The sequence below is a fragment of the Rathayibacter sp. SD072 genome (assembly GCF_017355185.1).
GTDB lineage: Bacteria > Actinomycetota > Actinomycetes > Actinomycetales > Microbacteriaceae > Rathayibacter.
The window spans coordinates 36184-55480 of the sequence record NZ_JADILJ010000011.1; the positions used below are offsets into that span (position 1 = coordinate 36184).

Consider the following 19297-nt stretch of genomic DNA (forward strand, 5'->3'; position numbering starts at 1 on the left):
GTCCGGCGCAGCAGCGCCTCCCCCTCGCACCGGTCATCTCAAAGGAGAGTGCCTTGTCCAACCCCTCGCCGTCCGCGGCCGTCGGATCCACGCGGGATCCCGCGCTGAAGTCCGCGATCACCAAGGCGGGCCGGCATCTCATGCCGATGCTCGTCATCCTCTACTTCGTCGCGTTCCTCGACCGCACCAACGTCGGATTCGCGGAGGAGGCGCTCCGCGTCGACCGCGGCATCTCGGACGGCGCGTTCGCCCTCGGCGCCGGCATCTTCTTCATCGGCTACGCGATCTTCGAGATCCCGAGCAACCTGCTCCTCAAGCGCTTCGGCGCCCGCTTCTGGCTCGCCCGCATCGCGGTGACCTGGGGCATCGTCGCGGCGCTGTTCGCCTTCACGACGAACGACACGATGTTCATCATCCTGCGCTTCCTCCTCGGCGTGACCGAGGCGGGCCTGTTCCCGGGCGTCATCATGTTCCTGTCGGAGTGGTTCCCGAACAAGGTGCGCGTGCAGATGTTCTCGATCTTCTACCTGGCGCAGCCGTTCTCGCAGATGCTCGGCGCCCCGCTCAGCGGCGGCCTGATCAGCATCGGCAACCAGATCACCCCCTGGGAGGGCTGGCAGGTGATGTTCTTCGCCGAGGGCATGCTCGCGGTGATCGCCGGATTCGCGGCGCTGAAGTTCCTGACGAACCATCCGCAGAAGGCGAAGTGGCTGACCCAGGAGGAGAAGGACTCGCTGACGGCCGCGATGGAGCGCGAGGACACCGTGCGGCAGGCCGACGGCCCGACCGGCATCTGGCGCGCCATGGGCAGCTGGAAGGTCTGGTACTTCACGATCATCTACTTCTGCCTGCAGATCGCGGTCTACGGCACCACCTTCTACCTCCCGCAGCAGGTCGCGAACCTGATCGGGCAGGACGTCGGCTTCCAGGTCGGACTCGTGTCGGCCATCCCGTGGCTCGTGGGCCTCTTCGCCTGCTACTACGTGGGCCGGCACGCGAACACCATCCGCCGCCGCCGCTCCTGGGGCTCGCTGTTCTACATCTTCACCGGCCTGTCGATCTTCGGATCGGCGTGGGCGGGAGCGAACGGCCAGCCGATCCTGGGCCTGCTGTTCATCACCCTCGCGGTGTCGAGCTTCCTCTCGGTCGGACCGATCACCTGGGCCTACCCGACCGCGTTCCTCACGGGTGCGGCCGCGGCGGCGGGAATCGGCCTCATCAACTCGCTCGGAAACCTCGGCGGCTTCGTCGCGCCCCTCATGCGCAACGGCTTCAACGAGGCGATCCCGACCGAGAGCGGGGTGTGGGGAGTCGTCTCGCTGGGCGTCTTCGCGTTCCTGGCGGCCGCGATGATGTTCAGCACCAAGTTCTTCCGCGGCGCGAAGGCGGACGAGCTGCTCGAGACCACGAACATCCAGACGGGGCACTGAGCCCCGCGGAACGAGGGCCCGGTCGCTGCGGCGGCCGGGCCCTTCCGCGCTCCTCGCAAATCATAATTAATTGACGTAATGGTTGACGGAGGCGTGCGTGCACGCGAGGGTGGCCGTGCGGTTACTCATCGAGGAGCATCCGCAGAGAGGAAGACCCATGACTCGACGAAGAGCCCGCACTCGCCGCCTCCTCCTGGCCACAGCCCTCGCCGCCGCACTGCTCACTCCCCTCCTCACCCCGTCGCCCGAGACCGCGCAGGCGTTCCCGGCGAAGCCGAAGGCCGCCGTTCTGCAGTATCTGCAGTCGATCACCGGGACGAGCATCGTCTCAGGGCAGCACAACAAGGAGCCCGCGAGCGCGCCGGCTCAGTACACCCAGCAGGTGAAGGACATCACGGGGCAGTACCCGGGGCTCTGGGGCGGCGACCTGTTCTTCACCGCGTCCGACGCCGCGAACAGGCAGCGGGTGGTCGACCAGGCGAAGACGGAGTGGGCGAACGGCTCCCTCGTGACGCTGGCCTGGCACGTCTGCCCGCCGACCGGTCCGAGCACCTGCGCCTTCGACGGGGGTGTGAAGAGCTCGATCACCGACGCGCAGTTCCAGCAGATCGTTACCAGGGGCACCGCGCTGAACACCACGTGGCGGCAGTGGATGAGCGAGGTCGTGCCGTACCTCCGCCAGCTCGAGGACGCCGGCGTCCCCGTTCTGTTCCGCCCGTTCCATGAGATGAACGAGACCTGGAGCTGGTGGGGCGGACGCCCAGGAGCGAACGGCGGGGCGAAGATCTACCAGCAGATGCGCGACTACTTCGACTCCCAGGGCCTGACGAACCTGATCTGGGTGTGGAACGTCCAGGACAACCCGCAGGGCGGCTGGTCCACCTACTATCCGGGGGCCTCGTACGTCGACGTCGTCTCGCTCGATGTCTGGTACAAGAGCTTCCCGAGCGCTTCGGACTACCAGCAGATGCAGTCCATCGCCGGACCGAAGCCGATCGCCCTCGCCGAGATGGGGAAGGTCCCCGATGCGACGCTCCTGCAGGGCCAGCCGCGGTGGTCGTACTTCATGATCTGGTCGGAGCAGCTGCGCGGCGGCAACACCAACGCCGCGATCCAGAGCGCCTACTTCCATCCGCGCGTGCTCAACCAGGGCGAGCTGACGCTGCCCTGAGGAGCGGCGGTGCCGGGGATCCGCTCCCCGGCACCGTCAGACGGCTCCGCTCATCTCGGCGTAACGCCCTCGCGCAGCGAGCAGCTGCTCGTGGGTCCCCTCCTCGATCACGCGCCCGCCGTCGAGGACGACGATCCGATCGGCCGTCCTGACCGTGCTCAGCCGATGCGCCACGATCAGAGTCGTCCGGCCTTCCCGGAGGCGCTCGAGGGCCCCGCGCACCTCGGCTTCCGCTCGCGGATCGAGCGCGGCGGTCGCCTCGTCGAGGATCAGCAGTCGCGGATCGCGGATGAGCGCGCGAGCGATCGCGAGTCGCTGCCTCTGCCCTCCGGAGAGCTGCCCACCCCGCTCACCCACGGTGGTGTTCCAGCCGTCGGGGAGCGCGAGGACGAAGTCGGCGTTCGCGGCATGCAGCGCCGCCACGAGCTGCTCGTCGCTCGTGTCCGGAGAGCCGTACAGGACGTTGTCGCGGATGCTCCCGCGGAACAGGACCGATTCCTGCGGCACCACCGAGACGAAGCGCCGCACACTGCGCATGTCGAGCTCGCCGACGTCGCGACCGTCGAGCAGCACCTGCCCGCGGGTCGGCCGCAGGAAGCCCAGAACGAGCCGGGTCAGGGTCGACTTGCCCGATCCGGACGCGCCGACGAAGGCGATCGTCTGTCCCGGCGCGATGTGCAGGGTCACCTCCGAGAGGACCTCCTCCTCCCCGTACGAGAACGAGACGGACTCGAAGTCGATCGCGCCGTCGAGCGCCTCGACGACAGCGCCTCCCTCGTTCCTCTCGACATCCGGATCGGTGAGGACCTCGGCGATGGAGCGTCGCGACGCCAGTCCGCGGGTGATCAGCGGCGCGGTCTGGAACGCGCCCGTGATCGCGCCGGTGAGCAGGGCGAAGTACGAGCTCAGCAGCACGACCTCGCCGACCGAGATCGGGAGAGCGCCCGTCATCGTCACCAGCGCGGCGCCGAACAGGGATCCGAGCGTGATCACCTGATAGCTGCTCCACGACAGTGCGCCGAAGCGGCCGTTGAGGCGGTCGAGCCGCAAGCCGGCGCGCTCGACGCGATGCGCCGCCTCGACCACTCTCCGCGCCGAGACCTGCTCCAGCCCGTGGGCCCGGGTGACCTCCTGGAGAGACGACATCTCGCCGACGGCCGACGACATGGTCTCGACGTCGAGGCGGAAGGTCTCGTTGCTCGCCGCGGTGCGGGAGCGGAGCCAGAGGATGAGCCCCGCAGCGAGCGGGAGGGTGAGCGCGAGGACCGGGAGGAACTGGGGCACTCGGAGCGCGGTCGCCACGCCGGCCCCGACGAGGATCACCACAGCGTTGAGCAGCGGCCCGAACGCCTGCTGGAGCATGAGCTCCAGGTTCTCCACATCGCGCACGATCTTGGTCTGCAGCACCGACGCGCTGCCCCGAGCGTGGTAGCCGAAGGACAACAGCTGGAGGCGCTCTGCGAGCGCCTCACGGAGACGTGCGCCCATGGAGCGGACGGACGACGAGAAGAGCCGTACGAAGACGCCGTTCGCGGCCACGTTGACCACGATGGTGGCCGCCCCCGCGGCGGCCGGGAGCAGCAGCGCCTCGGGGGGATCCCCGGCCACCAGGGCGTCGACGACGGCCGCCGTCACCAGCGGCAGGATCCACAGCGGGCTGTCCTTGACGGCGAAGGCGATCGCGGCCGACACGAGTCGCCACCCGGAGGGCCGTAGAGCGGAGCGCAGCGGATGGTCCGCGTCGATCGCGGTCCCGGTGCGCGCTCGCTCCGATCGCGCGCTCACGGCAGGTCGGCCGAGGGGCGCGGGCCGGAGCCGAGGCGTCCCGCGGCGGCAGCGCGCCGGGCAGCGAGGGGGACCGCGCCCGCCGGCGAACAGGCGTCGCCGGAGGGCGCAGCGACGCCAGAGGTGAGCAGGAAGCGCATCGGTTCTCCTCGAGAAGCGGCAGGGGGCTGAGCAGCGGGTCGAAGCGACGCCACCGCTCAGCCCCGGTGGGCGTCAGGCCCAGTCGGCGACGAGCTGGTTCGCGGTCCGCAGCACGCTCGACGAGACCAGGGCGTCCGCGTCCAGCGGCGACTGCGCTCTGACCCGGAACGTCACGGACTCGCCCGGCAGCAGGGTGACGAGCTGGTCGTCGACCGTCGCGGCCTGGTCGAGCTTGTCGACGAGGAGGGTGAGGTCGCGCACGAGGTTCTCGGCCGTGACCGTCACCTCCGCGACGCCGTCGAGCTGCCGCACCGACGTCGTGACCACGGCCGCCTCGAGCGCAGAGGCGCGGTACTCGGCGAAGAACCAGAAGGCGCGTTCCCCGGCGAGGTCGACCACGAGGAGCTCGGAGGCGGCGTCACCCGCCGCGCCGATGCCGACCGCGAGCGTCGCGGTCGAGCGCGCAGCCAGAGCCACCTCGTGCCGCTCCTCCGCCAGCACTCGTCCCTCGAAGCTCATGCGGCGGACGATGCACTCCCCCGACCACTCGAGAGCACTGTCGTTCACCGCGACCACCGCGAGGCCCTCGTCCCGGGGCTGCACGGTGAGCAGGCGGTCCTCGTAGACGTGCTTGAGGGCGTAGAGCAGCGGCTTGGCGACGCCGTAGCCGTCCACCGCCGCCCAGGAGGTGACGGGCCAGCAGTCGTTCAGCTGCCAGACGATCGAGCCCATGCAGCGCGGGCTCTCGGAGCGCTGGTGCTCGATCGCCAGGGTGACCGCGAGCGCCTGATTCAGGGACATGGCCCAGTGCCAGTCCTCGGTGTCGTCCGGCAGCGGCAGGTGCGCGACGAGTCCGTCCGTGAGCTTGTCGTTGCCGTCGGTCGCCTTCTGGTGGTGGATCATCCCGGGCGACTCCGGGGTCAGCGGAGAATCCGAGATCGAGCGCTGGATCGTGGACCAGCTCGCCGGCCCCTGCCAGCCGAACTCGGCGACGAATCGGGCGTGCACGTCGCGGTACGCGGGGTAGTCCACGCGGTTCCACAGCTCCCAGAGGTGCACGGAGCCGTGATCGACGTCGTTCGCGAAGATCTGCGGGTCACCGGACCACGGGCTGCCCGGGGTGTAGGCGCGCTCGGGGTCGAGCTCCGCGACCAGGCGCGGCAGGAGGTCGAGGTAGTACCCGAGCCCCCAGGTGCGGCCCTGGAGACGCTTCTCCCAGCCCCACTCCTCGAAGCCCCAGATGTTCTCGTTGTTGCCGTTCCAGAGCGCGAGGCTCGGGTGCGGCATGATGCGGGTCACGTTGTCGCGCACCTCGGCCTCGACCTCGCTGCGCAGCGGCTCCTCCTCGGCGTAGGCGGCGCAGGCGAAGAGGAAGTCCTGCCAGACGAGGATCCCGCGCTCGTCGCAGAGCTCGTAGAAGTCGTCGGACTCGAAGTAGCCGCCGCCCCAGATGCGCAGCAGGTTCATGTTGGCGAACTCAGCCTGGTCCATCCGTCGGGCGAGACGGGCGCGGTCGACGCGGGTGACGAAGGCGTCGTCGGGGATCCAGTTCGCACCGCGGATCCAGACGGGCTCGCCGTTCACGACGAAGCGGAACGAGGTCCCCTCCGCGTCCTGGTCGAGCTGGACGTCGATGGTGCGGAAGCCGATGCGGTGCGAGCGGGAGTCGATCGACTCGCCGTCGATGCTCAGGACGACCTCGAGGTCGAAGAGGGGCTGCTCGCCGAAGCCGCGCGGCCACCACACTGCGACGTCCTCGACCGAGAGCTCGAGCACTGCCGAGCTCTCGTCGGCGGGGACAGCGGTGGTCGCCGTCACTCCGGCGACGGTGGCGTTCAGCTCGACCTCGACGTCGGAGGTGCGGTCGAGGTCGATGTGCACGGCCACTCGGCCCGTGCTTCCGTCGACTGTGACGACGGGTCGCACGGAAGCGAGCCGCGCGGTGGTCCAGGCCGCCAGGGTGAGCGGCTTCCAGATACCGACGGAGGCGGCGTCCAGGCCCCAGTCCCAGCCGAAGTTGCAGGCGGCCTTGCGGAGCGCGTTGAAGGGGTGGGAGTAGGTGTGCGGACGGTAGCCGATCTCGAGGCTGGCCCGGTCCGCCTCCGCAACGGGAGATGCGAAGCGCACGACGAGTTCGTTCGCGCCTTCGTGCAGCACGCCGTCGACGCGCACGCGGTAGGTGCGGTGCTGGTTGCGGGTGCTCGCGATCTCGTGACCGTTGAGGGACACGGTGGCGACGGTGTCGAGGCCTTCGAAGACGAGCTCGTGCACGTCGTGGTCGTCGGGCGTCCAGTCGAAGGAGGTGGAGTACTCCCAGTCGGTCTCGCCGATCCAGGTCACCTTCTTCTCGTTCTGGTCGAGGTACGGGTCGGGGATGAGCCCGGCCTCGAGCAGGTCGGTGTGGACGAGGCCGGGGACGACCGCGGGGACGACGGCCGAGACCAGCTCGGCGGGGATCGGCCCGCGGGTCGCGCGGACGCTCCAGCCGTCGTGCAGCGGACGGCTGGTGGCCGCCGCGGTGCGAGGGGTGGTGTCGAGGGTGTGGGTCACTTCGTAGCTCCTGATGTCAGTCCGTTGTAGATGAAGCGCTGGAGGAAGAGGAACGCGATCAGCGTCGGGACGATCACGAGGATCGTGCCGGCGGCGATGACCTCCCACTGCGCCCCGAAGGGCCCCATGAAGCGGAAGAGGGAGGTCGAGATCACGCCGAGATCGCGCGAGGGCATGTAGAGGAAGGGGATGTAGAACTCGTTGTAGACCGCGATGCCCTTGATGATCACGACGGTCGCGATCGCGGGCTTGAGCAGCGGCAGGATGATCCGCCAGTACACGGTGAAGCGGCTCGCGCCGTCGAGCATCGCGGCCTCGTCGAGGGAGACGGGGATCGACTGCATGAACTGCAGGAAGATGTAGATCGCGACGATGTCGGTGCCGGTGAAGAGCAGGATCGCCGACCAGCGGGTGTTGAAGAGGTCGAGCGCGTTGATCACCTGGAAGGTCGCGACCTGCGTCGTGACTCCCGGCACGAGGGTCGCCAGCAGGAAGAGCCCGGTCACGAGGCGCCGTCCGCGGAAGCGGAAGCGGTCGATCGCGTACGCCGCCATCGTCCCGATGAAGACGGTGCCGGCGATCGACACCACCAGGATGATCCCGGTGTTGAGGAAGCCCGTGACCATCCCGCCCTGGGTGAAGGCGATCGCGAAGTTCTCGAAGTTGAACCAGTTGCTCGGGGGCACGAGGGGGCCGGTGCTGCGGTATTCCGCCGACGTCTTGAACGCGAGCATGAAGATGGTGACGATCGGGAGCAGCGCGAACACGCAGGCGATCACGAGCGAGCCGTACTTGCCGAGGCCGGCGAGGGTGGAGCGGGATCGGCCGCGTCGACGCCGAGCCGGCGCGGGCGAGGTGATCGCGGGCCGCTGCTCGACGGGCAGACCGGTGACGTCGGCCTGTCGCGGCTGAGTGTCGGTCATTCCTGGCCGCCTTTCTCGTCGGGGAAGACGCGGCGCTGGACCGCGGTGATGATGAGGACGATCGCGAGCAGGACGACGGCCATGGCCGAGGCGAGGCCGACCTTCGAGTAGCGGAAGGCGGTGTCGACGGTCTGGATGACGAAGGTCTCGGACCCGTTGGCGCCGCCGGTCATGATGTACGGCATCTCGAACGCCGACAGGGCTCCGGCGATCGCGAGGATGAACGAGAGCCCGAGGATGCGCCGGATGCTCGGCACGATGATGAAGCGGAACTTGTCGAAGGCGGTCGCGCCGTCGATGTCGGCGGCTTCGTACTGCTCTTCGGGCACCGACTGGATGGCGCCGAGGAACAGCACGAAGTTCAGTCCCATGTACCGCCAGACCGAGGTGGCGGCGAGGGAGACGTTCACCACGGAGGGGTCGCCGAGCCACTGCGGAGTGTCCTGCACGCCGAGAGCGCCGAGGACCGCGTCGAGGGTGCCGTCGGGTCGGAAGAAGTAGAGGAACATCAGCCCGATGGCGACGCCGTTGATCAGGTAGGGGAAGAAGATGACGCCCTTGAAGAAGTTGCGGAACCGGGTGTTGAAGCTCAGCAGCGTCGCGAAGAACAGTGCGAGTCCGAGTTGCGCGACGGCGCCCGCGAGGTAGAAGAGGCTGACGAAGAAGACGCGGAAGATCTCGGGCCGGGTGAAGATCTCGACGTAGTTCTCGAGGCCGACGAAGGTCTTGTCCGGGTCGAGGCCGTCCCAGTCGGTGACGCTGTACCAGAACATGTTCGCGACCGGGATGTAGGTCAGAACGACGAGGAAGGCGAGCGGCACCGCCAGGAAGAGCCACGGAGTGATCCGGCGCCCGGTGAGCCGCTGCCCGCGTCGGGTGCGGATCCTCTTGCTCGCTCCGACCTCGAGAGGCGGAGCATCGGTGATCGCCATGTCGATCCTTTCGGTATCTCTCGGATGCGGTCGAGGGGGTGGCCCGCCGTGGTCGGCGGGCCACCCCCGGGGTCTTACTCCGCGACGACGGCGCGGGCGGTGGCCCAGCGCTCGTTGAGGTCGGCGAAGAGGGTCTCCTTGTCGCCGTCGCCGGCGCCACGTGCGGCGTCGATGAGCTCCTGGCGGTAGGCGTTGCCGAAGAGGTCGATCTCGGCCTCGTTGGCGATGTCGTTGATGACCGCCTCCTTGCCGACCGGGTCGGGGGCGAGCTCGAGGTACTGCACGCCGAGTGCGTCGAAGTCGGCGAGGGTGTCGGGAGCGGGGTCGGTGATGACCGGGCTGATCGCGCCCTGGCTCGCCGCGTAGCCGGACTCGTTCGTGAACCAGTCGATCCAGGCGCGAGCGGTGGCCTTGTTCCCGGAGTTCTTGTTGATCGCGAGGAACTTGTCCGAGGCGGTCACCGAGGTGAAGACACCGTCCTGTGCCCAGGGCATCGGCCAGAAGCCGATGGTGTCGCGCGGCTTGCCGGCCTTCTCGGCGGCGTCCTGCATCTGCGAGACGGCCCAGGAGCCGAGCACCATCGAGCCGATGTCGCCGCTGGCGAGCAGGTCCTTCGACTCCTCCCAGTTGGTGGTGGTCGGGTCGTCCTCGCTGAGGCCGGCGGCGACCGTGTCGTAGAGCAGACCGTCGATGTTGTACTGGTCGTTGCCCTCAGTCCACGGAGCGTCGTCGGCGATCATCTCGGTGCGCACGTCCTCGCCCTGCACCGTGCCGAGGTTGCCCTCGATGGTGGCGAGGGGCCATCCGTCCTTGTAGTTCGTGTAGTACGGAGTGACGCCGTTCGCCTTGATCTTCTCGAGAGCGGCGAGGTACTCCTCCTCCGTCGTCGGCGGCGTCGTGACACCGGCGGCGGTCCACACGTCGCGGTTGAAGACGTAGCCCATGGCGGAGCCGAAGGTCGAGATGCCGTAGGCGGTGCCGTCGAACGAACCCTCATTGGTGAAGCGGTACTGCGACGACAGCTCCTCGGTGCTGCCGAGCGGCTCGAAGTAGTTCGCGTAGTCGTCCTTGGTGACGTTCGAGCTCGGGATGAGCAGCACGTCGCCGTAGTCCTTCGAGTTCAGGCGGATCTTGGTGTCGCCCTCGTAGTCGGTCAGCGCCTCGAACTTCACGGTCGTGCCGGGGTACTTCTCCTCGAACGCCTTCGCGTAGTCGGCGAAGGTCGTGTCGACGATGTCGGTGCGGTTGGTGAGGACGGTGATCTCGCCCGAGGGCTCTCCGGAGTCGTTGCTCGCGCCGGCGGAGCATCCGGAGAGGGCGAGGGATGTCGAGACGGCGACGGCGGCGATGCCGATCAGCGCCGTTCGGCGGGTGGGGTGGTATCGGTGCACGGTTGTTCTCCTTGGTAGGCCGTCGCCGCCATCGGCGACGGGGTGCAGTGCTGTGTGAGGAAGGGAGGAGTGGGGGCTAGTGGCGGCCGTGCCACCACTGCCAGACGGCGGGCAGGTACCGCTTGACCAGCGACTCCAGCCACGAAGGCACCGAGGGAGTGGACGGCCCCCCAGGTGCGGGCGTCGCAGTCGGCGTGGGGGTCGCAGTCGGCGTCGGCGTTGCAGTCGGCGTCCCGGTCGGGGTCGGCGTCGGCGTCGGCGTGGGCGTCACCTCGGCGGGTACTGCCTGCACGTCGTCGACGGTGAGGGCGCCGGTTCCGCTTCCGTTGATGTAGAGGGCGTACTGGCTGACCGACGTCAGGTCGAGGTCCGCCTCCGGGGCCCACGCCGGCGGGGCGAAGTCCTCGAACGGGATCACGATGGTCTGCGGTCCGTCGGCGTTCGGTGTGACCGATGCCTCCCAGTAGGCGCCGTTCGCGACGAACTGCACCGAGAGGGAGTCGTCCGCGTCGGTGTCGACCTGGAGAGAGAGACCGGTGCGGCCCCACCAGTCCTGCGCGCTGTCGAAGGTCTTCACGACTCCGGCGTATCCCGCGGTGGCGAGGTCGTAGTCGAAGCGTGCGGCGGTGGAGCCGGTGACGGCGTCCGGTACGAGCGTCGGCGTGATGGTGCCGCCGCCAGTGTTTCGGACGTAGGCGGCCTGCAGCGCCGCGTCGTCGGCGTAGCTCTCGAAGTCGTCGATGATGACGGGTTCGGCGGGCAGGGCGGACGCCTCGAACGAGCGGACCTCGGAGGTGTTCGTGCCTACTCCGTTCACCGCCGTGACCTGCCAGTAGTAGCGGGTGCCGGGGGTCAGGTCGGTCGCCGGGCGGTAGCTGGTCGCGGACAGCCCGGTGGTTGAGACGAGCGGATCCGAGAGGTCGCTCGAGGTCGACAGTGCGAATCGGTAGTACGTGGCGTCGACGGCGGGCTGCCACGTGAAGGTCGGTGTCGCCCGGATCGCGGTGGCGTCGTCCTCGGGGGTGCCGAGCGCAACGGCGCCGGGAGCTCCGAGCTCTGCCGCGTTCGGCGAGTAGAGGCTGACGGAGCCGATCTGGGGCGTCCACACCTCGCCCGGAGCCTGAGGCCAGGAGACACGGATGCGGTCGATGCCCGAGAGGTCGCGGGCGCTGTACGTGTAGGCCTTCCAGTTTCCGGTTCCGCCGCGTGCGTCCACGGTGAGGGGCGTCCAGGTGGTCCCGTCCGCGGAGCCCTCGATCGTCAACGGTGCGACCGGCTGATCGGGCCAGTAGTAGGCGGTGATGTCGGCGCCGCTGATGTCGTCGAGGGAGTAGGTCAGGCTCGCCGGGTCGGCGCTGTCGCGCTTCACGCGGGAGCTGTCACCGCCGAACAGCGCGGGGTTCCCGCTGTCGAAGGAGAGGCTGCCGTCGTGCGAGGTCGTCTTCGAGAAGTCGTCCAGCGGGTCGAACAGAGCCACCTTCTCCGCGGCGCTCGTGATCGTGGCGCGCTCGACGGAGCCGGCACCCGTCCAGCTGAGTCGCACAGCGCTGCCTGCGAGGTCGGCGGCGGTGATCGTCGTGCGTCCGTCGAGTTCGGTGGCCGTGGTCCGTACGGGCGTCCAGGTCGATCCGTCCGCGGTGGTCTCGACAGTGGCGTCCACGTCGGAGACGAGGAAGGAGGCCTCGCTGATTCCGTCGCGCTGCCACGTGATACTGGCGGGCGCGTCGGCGGCCGCCGTGACGACTCCACCGTCCACGGTGGCGGTGATCCGGGCGCCCTCGTGTGCGGACGTGAGTGACCAGCTCTGCAGCGGGTCGACGAGCACGGCTCCTCCGGTCGGTGCGGCAAGGACGTCGGACGCGGGTCCGCGCTCGTCGCCCGCACCCACCGGGATGACGCGGTAGCGGGCGCCGGCCGGTGATTCGAGATCGGTGACGGGCGAGGCGGAGGCGGACACGGTCCCCTCCGTCAGATCGGTCCACTCTCCGTCCTCGACGGAGCGCTGGACCACGTAGCCCTCAGCCCCGGCGGTGCCGCGCCAGGAGACGACGTTGATGCCGTAGTTCTGATCGATGGCTGTGATCAGCGGCGAACCGAGCTCGAGCTCCCCCGGCGTGCTGCCGGTCTCTACGCCGTACGCCTCGATGGCGGCGACGCTCTCCTTCTCTCGAGCGGAGTCGCCCGGGTAGTGGAGCGTGAAGCCATCGTCGTGCGGCACGAATCCGCCGCGGTCGTTGTTGCCGAAGAGCGACCAGAAGAACATCCCCGAGACGTTCTCGTCCGCTGCAACGGCTCCGAGGAGCTCCTGGCTGGCAGCGGTCGAAGCGTACTCACCGGCGATGTAGACCTTGCCTGCGCCGGCGACGGTCGCGGCGTCCGCCGAAACGCGCTCCGCGGTCGGCGGGTAGTAGTGGACGTCGACGATGTCGAGGTCCTCGGCCGCGAGGGTGTCGGGGTCGATGTCGAATCGACGGCCTGCAGCGACGAGCTGCTCGGGCGCCTGCTCCTTGATGTGGGCGACCTGCTCGTCGATCCAGTCGAGGGTCATCCCCTCGAGCTCGTTGCCGAGCTCCCAGGCCATGATCGTGGGGTCGTCGACGAACGGGATCCCCGTGATCGAGTTGGTGTGCCCGAGGATGTGGTCGACGTAGTCCTGGTAGCTGTCGATCGCGGCGGGGTCGGCGTAGAAGTCGGCCGGCTCCAAGCCGAGCGGTGTCGTGAAGTCGCGGTGACCGCCGTGGTAGTACTGCCACTCGTCGGTCAGCGGCAGCACGAGCCGGATGCCGAGCGTGCCCGCGTAGGCGACGGCGAAATCGATCGTGCGGAACGCCTCCTCGTTGTACTCGCCGAGGCGGGGCATCAGCGCGAGGGGGTTCTGATCGTTCTGGCCCGTCGAGGTCATCATGTGCGATCGGACGACGGTGACACCCATCTGCGCGGCGGTATCGAGTGCGTCCTTGATCCGGAAGTACGTCGGGTAGTCCACTCCCCCGACGTTCTCGTCGAGGCCGAGCCAGTAGATGTTGGTGCCGCTCGCGCGGAAGCGCTCCCCGTCGAGCATCAGCGAGCTGCCCTCGCGCTGGACGAACTCGGTGTTCTCACTGGTCCAGTCGAGCGGCGGGTCGGCAGAGGCGGGGGCGGCGACGACGAGAGTCGACGCGGTCACAGCGATGAGAGCGGCACCGGCGAGGCAGGTACGCACAGGCGTCCTCAGGGAGGCGGGCAGGGCTGATCGGGTCATGTGTTCTCCAGGGCTCCTTCGACCGGGTGGGACGCACCGGCGGCAAGGGCGCTCTTTCGCGGTGCCCCCACAGACTCGTCGACGCAGCGGGGCCTCGTCAATACAAAAGTAAATAATTTATGGAACGATCGACGAGTGCTTCCTCCCGCTTGCTCCCGCCGCCGGCCCGAGCTAGGTCGTCGGAGCCCCCGTGGAACCGCGAGGGACGATGACCACGGCCGGGCTGCTGATCGGGTCGCTCCCTCGCCCGGCGATCTCCTCGAGCAGCTCGCGACCGGCCAGCATCCCGATCACCTGCACGTCGTGCGAGACCGCGGACAGCGGCGGCTCGCTCAGCTGGCACTGCGCGGAGTCGTCCCACGCGAGGAGGGACAGCTCGCTGGGGACCTGCCTCCCGCCGTCGCGGGCCTCGTCGAGCCCGCCGAGCGCCATCAGGTCGCTGTCGAAGATGACTGCAGTGGGCTTCTCGGCGCCCTCCAGCAGCGACCGCAGGGCGCGGGCGCCCGAGGCCCTCGAGTAGTCGCCGGAGGCATGCGTCACGGCGATTCCCCTCCGCCCGCACTCGTGCTCGAACGTCTCCTGTCGGATCCGCGTGTGGAGGAGCTCCGCCGGGCCGGCGACGTGAGCGATCCGCCGATGCCCGAGGCCCTCGAGGAACTCCACGGCGCTGCGCATCGCGTTGTCGTCGTCCGTCCACACGGCCCGGAAGCCGTCCGCCGCGCTGGGGGGGCCGACGACGACGGCCGGCAGCCCCAGGCTCCGGACGTACTCGGGCCGGCGATCGTCGACCTCGAGGTCGACCACGATGACCGCGCTCACCTCGCCGTCCTCGCTCCAGCGCCGGTAGGTCTCGAACTCGGCCGCCTCGTCGGGCAGGACGTTCAGGAGCACCGAGTACCCCGCGGGCCGCACCGTCCGCTCCACTCCGGCGATGAACTCGTGGAAGTAGGGCTCCGCACCCATGATCTCGGTCGCACGGACGAGCGCGAGGCCGATCGGTCGGGGAAGTGCCGTCCGAGTCATCGACGTAGTCCTCTCTGCACAGACCCTCAGCGTAGGGCGCTCCGTCACGGCTCCCCTTCTTCGCGGAAGCCGGCTGTCGGCCGTCCCGTACGCTGTCGAACGTGATGAGAGGAGCCCCCCCATGGCTCGTCGTGAAGCGACTCCCGCCGCACCCGGCAGCCGTGCCCTCGTGGTCGACCTCATCCGCTCGTCCGGTCCGATCAGCCGGGTCGAGCTGACGGCCGCGACCGGCCTCACGCAGCCGGCGATCTCGATGATCGTCCGCAAGCTGCTCACGGACGGGATCATCCGGCAGACCGGCTCGACCTCGACGGGCGGCAAGCCCCGTCAGCTCCTCGAGATCAACGCCCGTGCACGGATCGGCATCGGCGTGCAGCTCGGCTTCGAGTCGATCACGCTCGTGGCCACCGACACCGGAGGCGGCGTCATCGCGCGCCAGCAGATCGATGGAGCCGCGCTCGCCTCACCAGAGGAGGTCACCGAGCGCATCGTGGGCGCCTACGAGGACTTCGTGCGTGGGACCGCGATCGACCGGCGCTCGATCGCTGGGGTCGCCGCTGTGGCGCCCGGTCCGATCGACCAGCAGGCCGGCCGCGTCCTGGGCCCTCCGACACTGCACCACTGGCGGGACTTCCCGCTCCGGCGAGCACTCGGCGCCGGCATCGGCGCTCCGATCCTCCTCGACAACGATGCCGCGGCGGCCGGCATCGGCGAGTACTGGAGCCGCGGCGTCTCGCGACACCGCACGTTCGGCACCATCTACGTCGGCACCGGCATCGGCGCGGGAGTCGTCCTCGACGGGGCTCTCCTCCGCGGCGCGAGCTCCAATGCGGTCGAGGTCGGCCACATCTCGATCGTCCCCGGCGGTCGCGAGTGCTTCTGCGGCAATCGCGGCTGCCTCGAGCGCTACGCGGCCCCCGCCGTCATCGTCGAGGGCGCCCGCGACGATCCCGAGTCGTTCATCGACCTCGAGCTGGCGTTCCGGCCGGAGGAGCAGGGTCGCGACCTCGACGTGCTGAGCCTCGCCGCCATCAACGGTCACTCCGCAGCGCTCGCGCTCATCGGGAAGGCTGCCGACCACCTCGCGGAGGGCGCTCTCACCCTCGTCAACCTCTTCGACCTGGACGAGCTCGTGCTCACCGGGCCGGGGGTCGCCATCGCCGGCTCGATCTACACCCGGGCGATCCGCTCGAAGCTCGACGAGCGCCGCTTCGCTCGTCGCGCCCACCCCCTCGACGTCTCGCTCTCGAGCAACCCCCGCGACGCCGCCGCCGTCGGCGCCTCGTCGCTCGTGCTGCAGAGCACGCTCTCCCCAGGGCACGGGCCGATCCTGCAGCGACACGAGGACGACCGTGCCGGAGCGTGATACTCCCGCCGGCCGCATCCGCGGACTGACGGCACGGACTCCCGACGGGGACGCTCACGCCTTCCTCGGCGTCCCGTTCGCCCGGGCGACCCGCCGCTTCCGTCCTGCCGCTTCCGTCGCGCGGTGGGACGGGGTGCGGACCGCGACCCGGATCGGGCCGTCGGCGCCGCAGAGCGCACAGGGCTCCGGCGCCCCACTCGGCGACGAGGACGCCTGCCTCACCCTGAACATCTGGGCACCGTCGAGGCGGGACGGCGCGGCGCCCGTGCTCGTCTGGATCCACGGCGGGCTCCACGTGGCGGGATCGAACTCCGACCCCCTGTGCGACGGTGCTCGCCTCGCCACCCGCACGGGTATCGTCGTCGTCGCAGTGAACCACCGTCTCGGCGCCCTCGGATTCCTCACCCTCGACCACCTCCTCGGCGACGAGTACCGCGACTCGGGGAACGCCGCACTCCACGACGTGATCGCCGCGCTCGAGTGGGTGCGGGAGAACATCGGCGCGTTCGGAGGCGACCCCGCGGCCGTGACCCTCGCGGGCCAATCGGCCGGCGCGACGACGGTCGCGATGCTCCTCGCCGCCGATGCCGCCGCGGGGCTCTTCCACCGGGCGATCCTGCACAGCGCCGATCCCGAGCGGATCGGCGACCGGGACTACGGCGAAGCCGTCACGGACGATCTCCTCGGCCTCCTCGACCTCCACGCAGCACCCCGCCGACTCCTCGACCTGCCGGTACCGCTGATCCTCGAGGCGCAGAACCGGCTCCTCGCCCAGCGGTCCTCGCGCAGCCCGACGACCGTCGCGGTGTTCCGCGCCGCTCTCGACGGGCGTCTGCTGACCCGCCCGCCCGTAGCCGCCCTCCGACAGGGCGCCTCGACGAACGTCGACCTCATCGTGGGCACGAACGTCAACGAGGCGTCCGGCGCTGTCGACCTCGAGGCCGGTGACGACGAGGCGTGGCGTCGCCGATTGGACGAGCGGCTGCAGGCGCTGCTCCCCCGGCTGCAGGGCGATCGCTCCTCCGCCTACCGCGACGCGCTCGCCCTCGTCCTCGGTCGTCCCCCGTCGGATGCGGAGGCGCTCGAAGCATGCCTGGCCGACGAGATCTACCGGCAGCCGAGCCACCGGCTCCTCGATGCGCGCGCGGGCGCAGAGGCGTCGACGCGCGCGTTCCTGTTCGCCCATCGCGTCGATGATGCGCGCGGTGCGGCGCACTCGCTCGAGCTTCCGTTCCTCTTCCGGAACCTCGACAGGGCCGATGCCGCCCTCCTCGAGGAGGAGGACGGGGACGCGCTCGCGCTGAGCGATGCGATCACCGACCGATGGGCAGCCTTCATCGCGGGACGGGCGCCGGACGGCTGGCCCGAGTACTCGGCGGCCCGCCGGTCCACACTCGTCCTGGCGCATCCTCCCGTCGTCGAGAGCGCTCCTCGAGAAGCCGTCCGTCGACTTGTGGCGCAGGCGCGCCCGTGACCCCGTGAGGAGCGCGAGCGGATCCTGATGCGCAGCGGCGCCGAGCAGGGACCGACCGGCGGATCGGGATCCCGGCCGGGCCCGACCCGCGTCAGTCGTCGAGCCGCGCCCGCACCCGCGGATCCGGGGAGAACCGGCCGCGCGGGATCCGCGAGCGCACCAGCATGCCGACTCCGATCAGCGTCGCCGCGGCGCCGAGCACGATGCCGCTCACCGCGTCGATCCGGCCCTGCGACTCGGCGTTCACGAGGCTGAGCAGCGCCGTCTGCGCGAGCACGAGCAGCACGAGGGCCGCCGCGATGTTGGCCAGGCGCGCCGCCTCGAGCAGGAGCGCCCGCTGCCGCCGGGCGGTGATCGTGCCGACGATCGCGAAGACCAGCTCGGTCAGGGCGATGACGGCGAGGGCGAGCGCGATCGGCTGCGGGAACGCCGCCTCCGGGGAGTCGTCGACGAACTCCCAGGCCGACGCCGCCGTGTAGAGGAGTGCCGTCCCGGCGATCAGGCGCCCGATCACGCGGTAGAGCCGGCGCTGCACGGGGAAGTCGGCGCGCACGCCGATCGCGCGCTTGGAGTGGTGCGCGCGAAAGACGAGCACGCGCGACACGGCGACGGCCGCGGTGACGAGCACGTTCGCGAAGAGGAAGACCGACGGCGAGGCGGCCGTCAGGGCGATCTTGCCGAGCACGACGAGGACGCTGACGGGCACGCCGAGTCCGACGAGCAGCACTCCGCGCTCGTAGGTGTCGGCGAGGGTCCCGCGGAGCCGGTCGGCCGGGCTCGGCACGACGATCGCCGTCGTCTCGGGCAGCACCTCGGGCCCCGTCATGCCGCTCCTCCCCCGCCCGCGCGCGCAGGACACCCCATTCTCCGCCCTCGTCGGCGCGTTCCGGCCCTCGGAGCGGCGCAACGGAGCCGCGCGTCGGCGCCGCGATCCGCCACGAACAGTCGTCCGCACCCCCGGGACCCCGCCGTTCGCGACGGACCGACGCCTCCGCGCCCCGACCGAGCGGCAGAGGCCGCGATCCGTCGCAGACGGTCCCCGGCGCCCCCGGAACCCCGCCGTTCGCGACGGATCGTCGCGACGACCGGCGCCGCGAACGCCCGCCCGGCGCTCAGCGCACCGAGTCCCGGCGCGAGCGCTCGCGCACCCGCTCGATGTGCGAGCGCATCGCCGCGGCAGCCGCCTCGGGCCCCTCGGCGAACGCGGCGACGATCGCGCGGTGCTCGATCACCGCGTCGTCGGCGTCGCTCACCCCGGTCTGCACCGTCTGGCGCATGCGGTGCACGCGGGTCGAGATGGCCTCGGACATGTCGATGAGGAACGGGTTGTGCGTGCCCTCGAAGATGAGGTGGTGGAAGTTCCAGTCCACCTCGAAGTACTCGCGCAGCAGGTCGACGGGCAGGTCCCCGGTCGACGACGCGGCCCGCACCACCGCCGTCATCGCCTCGTGCTCGGCGAGCGCCGCCTCGAGGCGCGGGACGAGTGCGGCCTCGTGCGCCGAGGCGAGTGCCGCGGCTCCGCTCTCGAGCACCACCCGGGCGTCGAAGAGCGCGTCGAGCTGGTCGTCGGCGAGCGGAGGAGCGACGCGGTAGCCCTTGTTGGCCACCCGGGTCACCAGGCCGGTCCGCTCGAGCTGCACGAGCGCCTCGCGCACGGGAGTCGGCGAGACGCCGAGCTCGCGGGCGACCGCGTCGATCGAGAGCCGCATGCCGGGCTCGATGCCGGGACCGAGCAGGACGTCGAGGACGCGGTCGTAGACGTGGTCGCGCAGTCCCCGCCGCTCGATCGACTCCGAGCCGGTGAGTCGGAACACGGGGTCGGTCATGAGGCCTCGCGGGGTGAGTGCTGCAGGAGGGGCGACGGCTGCCG

13 protein-coding genes are annotated in these 19297 nt (G+C 70.0%); 4 read left to right on the top strand and 9 right to left on the bottom strand.

Features of this window, described 5'->3' with window-relative positions:
* The first annotated feature begins 53 nt into the window (after window positions 1–53).
* Window positions 54–1430: an MFS transporter gene (locus IOC53_RS06530; RefSeq protein WP_242683015.1), complete on the top strand. Its 1377-nt coding sequence runs from the start codon at window positions 54–56 to the stop codon at window positions 1428–1430.
* A 157-nt stretch (window positions 1431–1587) separates the two neighbouring features.
* Window positions 1588–2601, top strand: a complete 1014-nt coding sequence (locus IOC53_RS06535; protein WP_207403560.1) for a glycosyl hydrolase — start codon at window positions 1588–1590, stop codon at window positions 2599–2601.
* 36 nt (window positions 2602–2637) lie between these two features.
* On the opposite strand, the gene IOC53_RS06540 is transcribed toward IOC53_RS06535, so the two are convergent.
* The 7 genes from IOC53_RS06540 to IOC53_RS06570 form a co-directional block, all read right to left on the bottom strand.
* Window positions 2638–4386, bottom strand: a complete 1749-nt coding sequence (locus IOC53_RS06540; protein ID WP_207403561.1) for an ABC transporter ATP-binding protein — start codon at window positions 4384–4386, stop codon at window positions 2638–2640.
* A gap of 213 nt (window positions 4387–4599) precedes the next feature.
* Window positions 4600–7077, bottom strand: coding sequence for a glycoside hydrolase family 2 protein (locus tag IOC53_RS06545; RefSeq protein WP_207403562.1), 2478 nt, complete (start codon window positions 7075–7077; stop codon window positions 4600–4602).
* Window positions 7074–8000, bottom strand: a complete 927-nt coding sequence (locus tag IOC53_RS06550; RefSeq protein ID WP_207403563.1) for a carbohydrate ABC transporter permease — start codon at window positions 7998–8000, stop codon at window positions 7074–7076. Before IOC53_RS06550 ends, IOC53_RS06545 begins: the two co-directional genes overlap by 4 nt.
* The gene (locus tag IOC53_RS06555) at window positions 7997–8932 is read right to left on the bottom strand and encodes a carbohydrate ABC transporter permease (protein ID WP_207403564.1); all 936 of its coding nucleotides are present in this window, start codon (window positions 8930–8932) and stop codon (window positions 7997–7999) included. The genes IOC53_RS06550 and IOC53_RS06555 overlap by 4 nt, the downstream gene beginning before the upstream one ends.
* 74 nt (window positions 8933–9006) lie before the next feature.
* Window positions 9007–10323, bottom strand: a complete 1317-nt coding sequence (locus IOC53_RS06560) for an ABC transporter substrate-binding protein (protein WP_207403565.1) — start codon at window positions 10321–10323, stop codon at window positions 9007–9009.
* A 76-nt stretch (window positions 10324–10399) separates the two neighbouring features.
* Window positions 10400–13564 carry a carbohydrate binding domain-containing protein gene (locus IOC53_RS06565; protein ID WP_207403568.1) on the bottom strand — a complete coding sequence of 1055 codons (3165 nt, stop codon included), beginning with the start codon at window positions 13562–13564 and terminating at the stop codon, window positions 10400–10402.
* Between the two features lie 171 nt (window positions 13565–13735).
* A complete protein-coding gene (locus IOC53_RS06570; RefSeq protein ID WP_207403570.1) occupies window positions 13736–14587 on the bottom strand; it encodes a LacI family DNA-binding transcriptional regulator in 852 nt (283 codons plus the stop codon).
* A 121-nt stretch (window positions 14588–14708) separates the two neighbouring features.
* Between IOC53_RS06570 and IOC53_RS06575 the strand changes: the two genes are divergently transcribed.
* Window positions 14709–15953, top strand: coding sequence for an ROK family transcriptional regulator (locus IOC53_RS06575; RefSeq protein ID WP_207403572.1), 1245 nt, complete (start codon window positions 14709–14711; stop codon window positions 15951–15953).
* Entirely contained in the window at window positions 15940–17427 is a 1488-nt protein-coding gene (locus tag IOC53_RS06580) for a carboxylesterase/lipase family protein (RefSeq protein WP_207403574.1), read from the top strand. Before IOC53_RS06575 ends, IOC53_RS06580 begins: the two co-directional genes overlap by 14 nt.
* Before the next feature lie 91 nt (window positions 17428–17518).
* Here IOC53_RS06580 and IOC53_RS06585 read toward each other — a convergent pair whose 3' ends face one another.
* Window positions 17519–18253, bottom strand: coding sequence for a hypothetical protein (locus tag IOC53_RS06585; RefSeq protein WP_207403576.1), 735 nt, complete (start codon window positions 18251–18253; stop codon window positions 17519–17521).
* Window positions 18254–18539: 286 nt separating this feature from the next.
* Window positions 18540–19253 carry a GntR family transcriptional regulator gene (locus IOC53_RS06590; RefSeq protein WP_207403578.1) on the bottom strand — a complete coding sequence of 238 codons (714 nt, stop codon included), beginning with the start codon at window positions 19251–19253 and terminating at the stop codon, window positions 18540–18542.
* Window positions 19254–19297 lie beyond the last annotated feature (44 nt).

Bases quoted from the DNA above. Each gene is read 5' to 3' on its own strand.
- IOC53_RS06565 (WP_207403568.1), bottom strand. From the start codon at position 13,564: ATGACCCGATCAGCCCTGCCCGCCTCCCTGAGGACGCCTGTGCGTACC.
- IOC53_RS06590 (WP_207403578.1), bottom strand. From the start codon at position 19,253: ATGACCGACCCCGTGTTCCGACTCACCGGCTCGGAGTCGATCGAGCGG.
- IOC53_RS06535 (WP_207403560.1), top strand. From the start codon at position 1,588: ATGACTCGACGAAGAGCCCGCACTCGCCGCCTCCTCCTGGCCACAGCC.
- IOC53_RS06555 (WP_207403564.1), bottom strand. From the start codon at position 8,932: ATGGCGATCACCGATGCTCCGCCTCTCGAGGTCGGAGCGAGCAAGAGG.
- IOC53_RS06575 (WP_207403572.1), top strand. From the start codon at position 14,709: ATGGCTCGTCGTGAAGCGACTCCCGCCGCACCCGGCAGCCGTGCCCTC.
- IOC53_RS06585 (WP_207403576.1), bottom strand. From the start codon at position 18,253: ATGACGGGGCCCGAGGTGCTGCCCGAGACGACGGCGATCGTCGTGCCG.
- IOC53_RS06570 (WP_207403570.1), bottom strand. From the start codon at position 14,587: ATGACTCGGACGGCACTTCCCCGACCGATCGGCCTCGCGCTCGTCCGT.
- IOC53_RS06550 (WP_207403563.1), bottom strand. From the start codon at position 8,000: ATGACCGACACTCAGCCGCGACAGGCCGACGTCACCGGTCTGCCCGTC.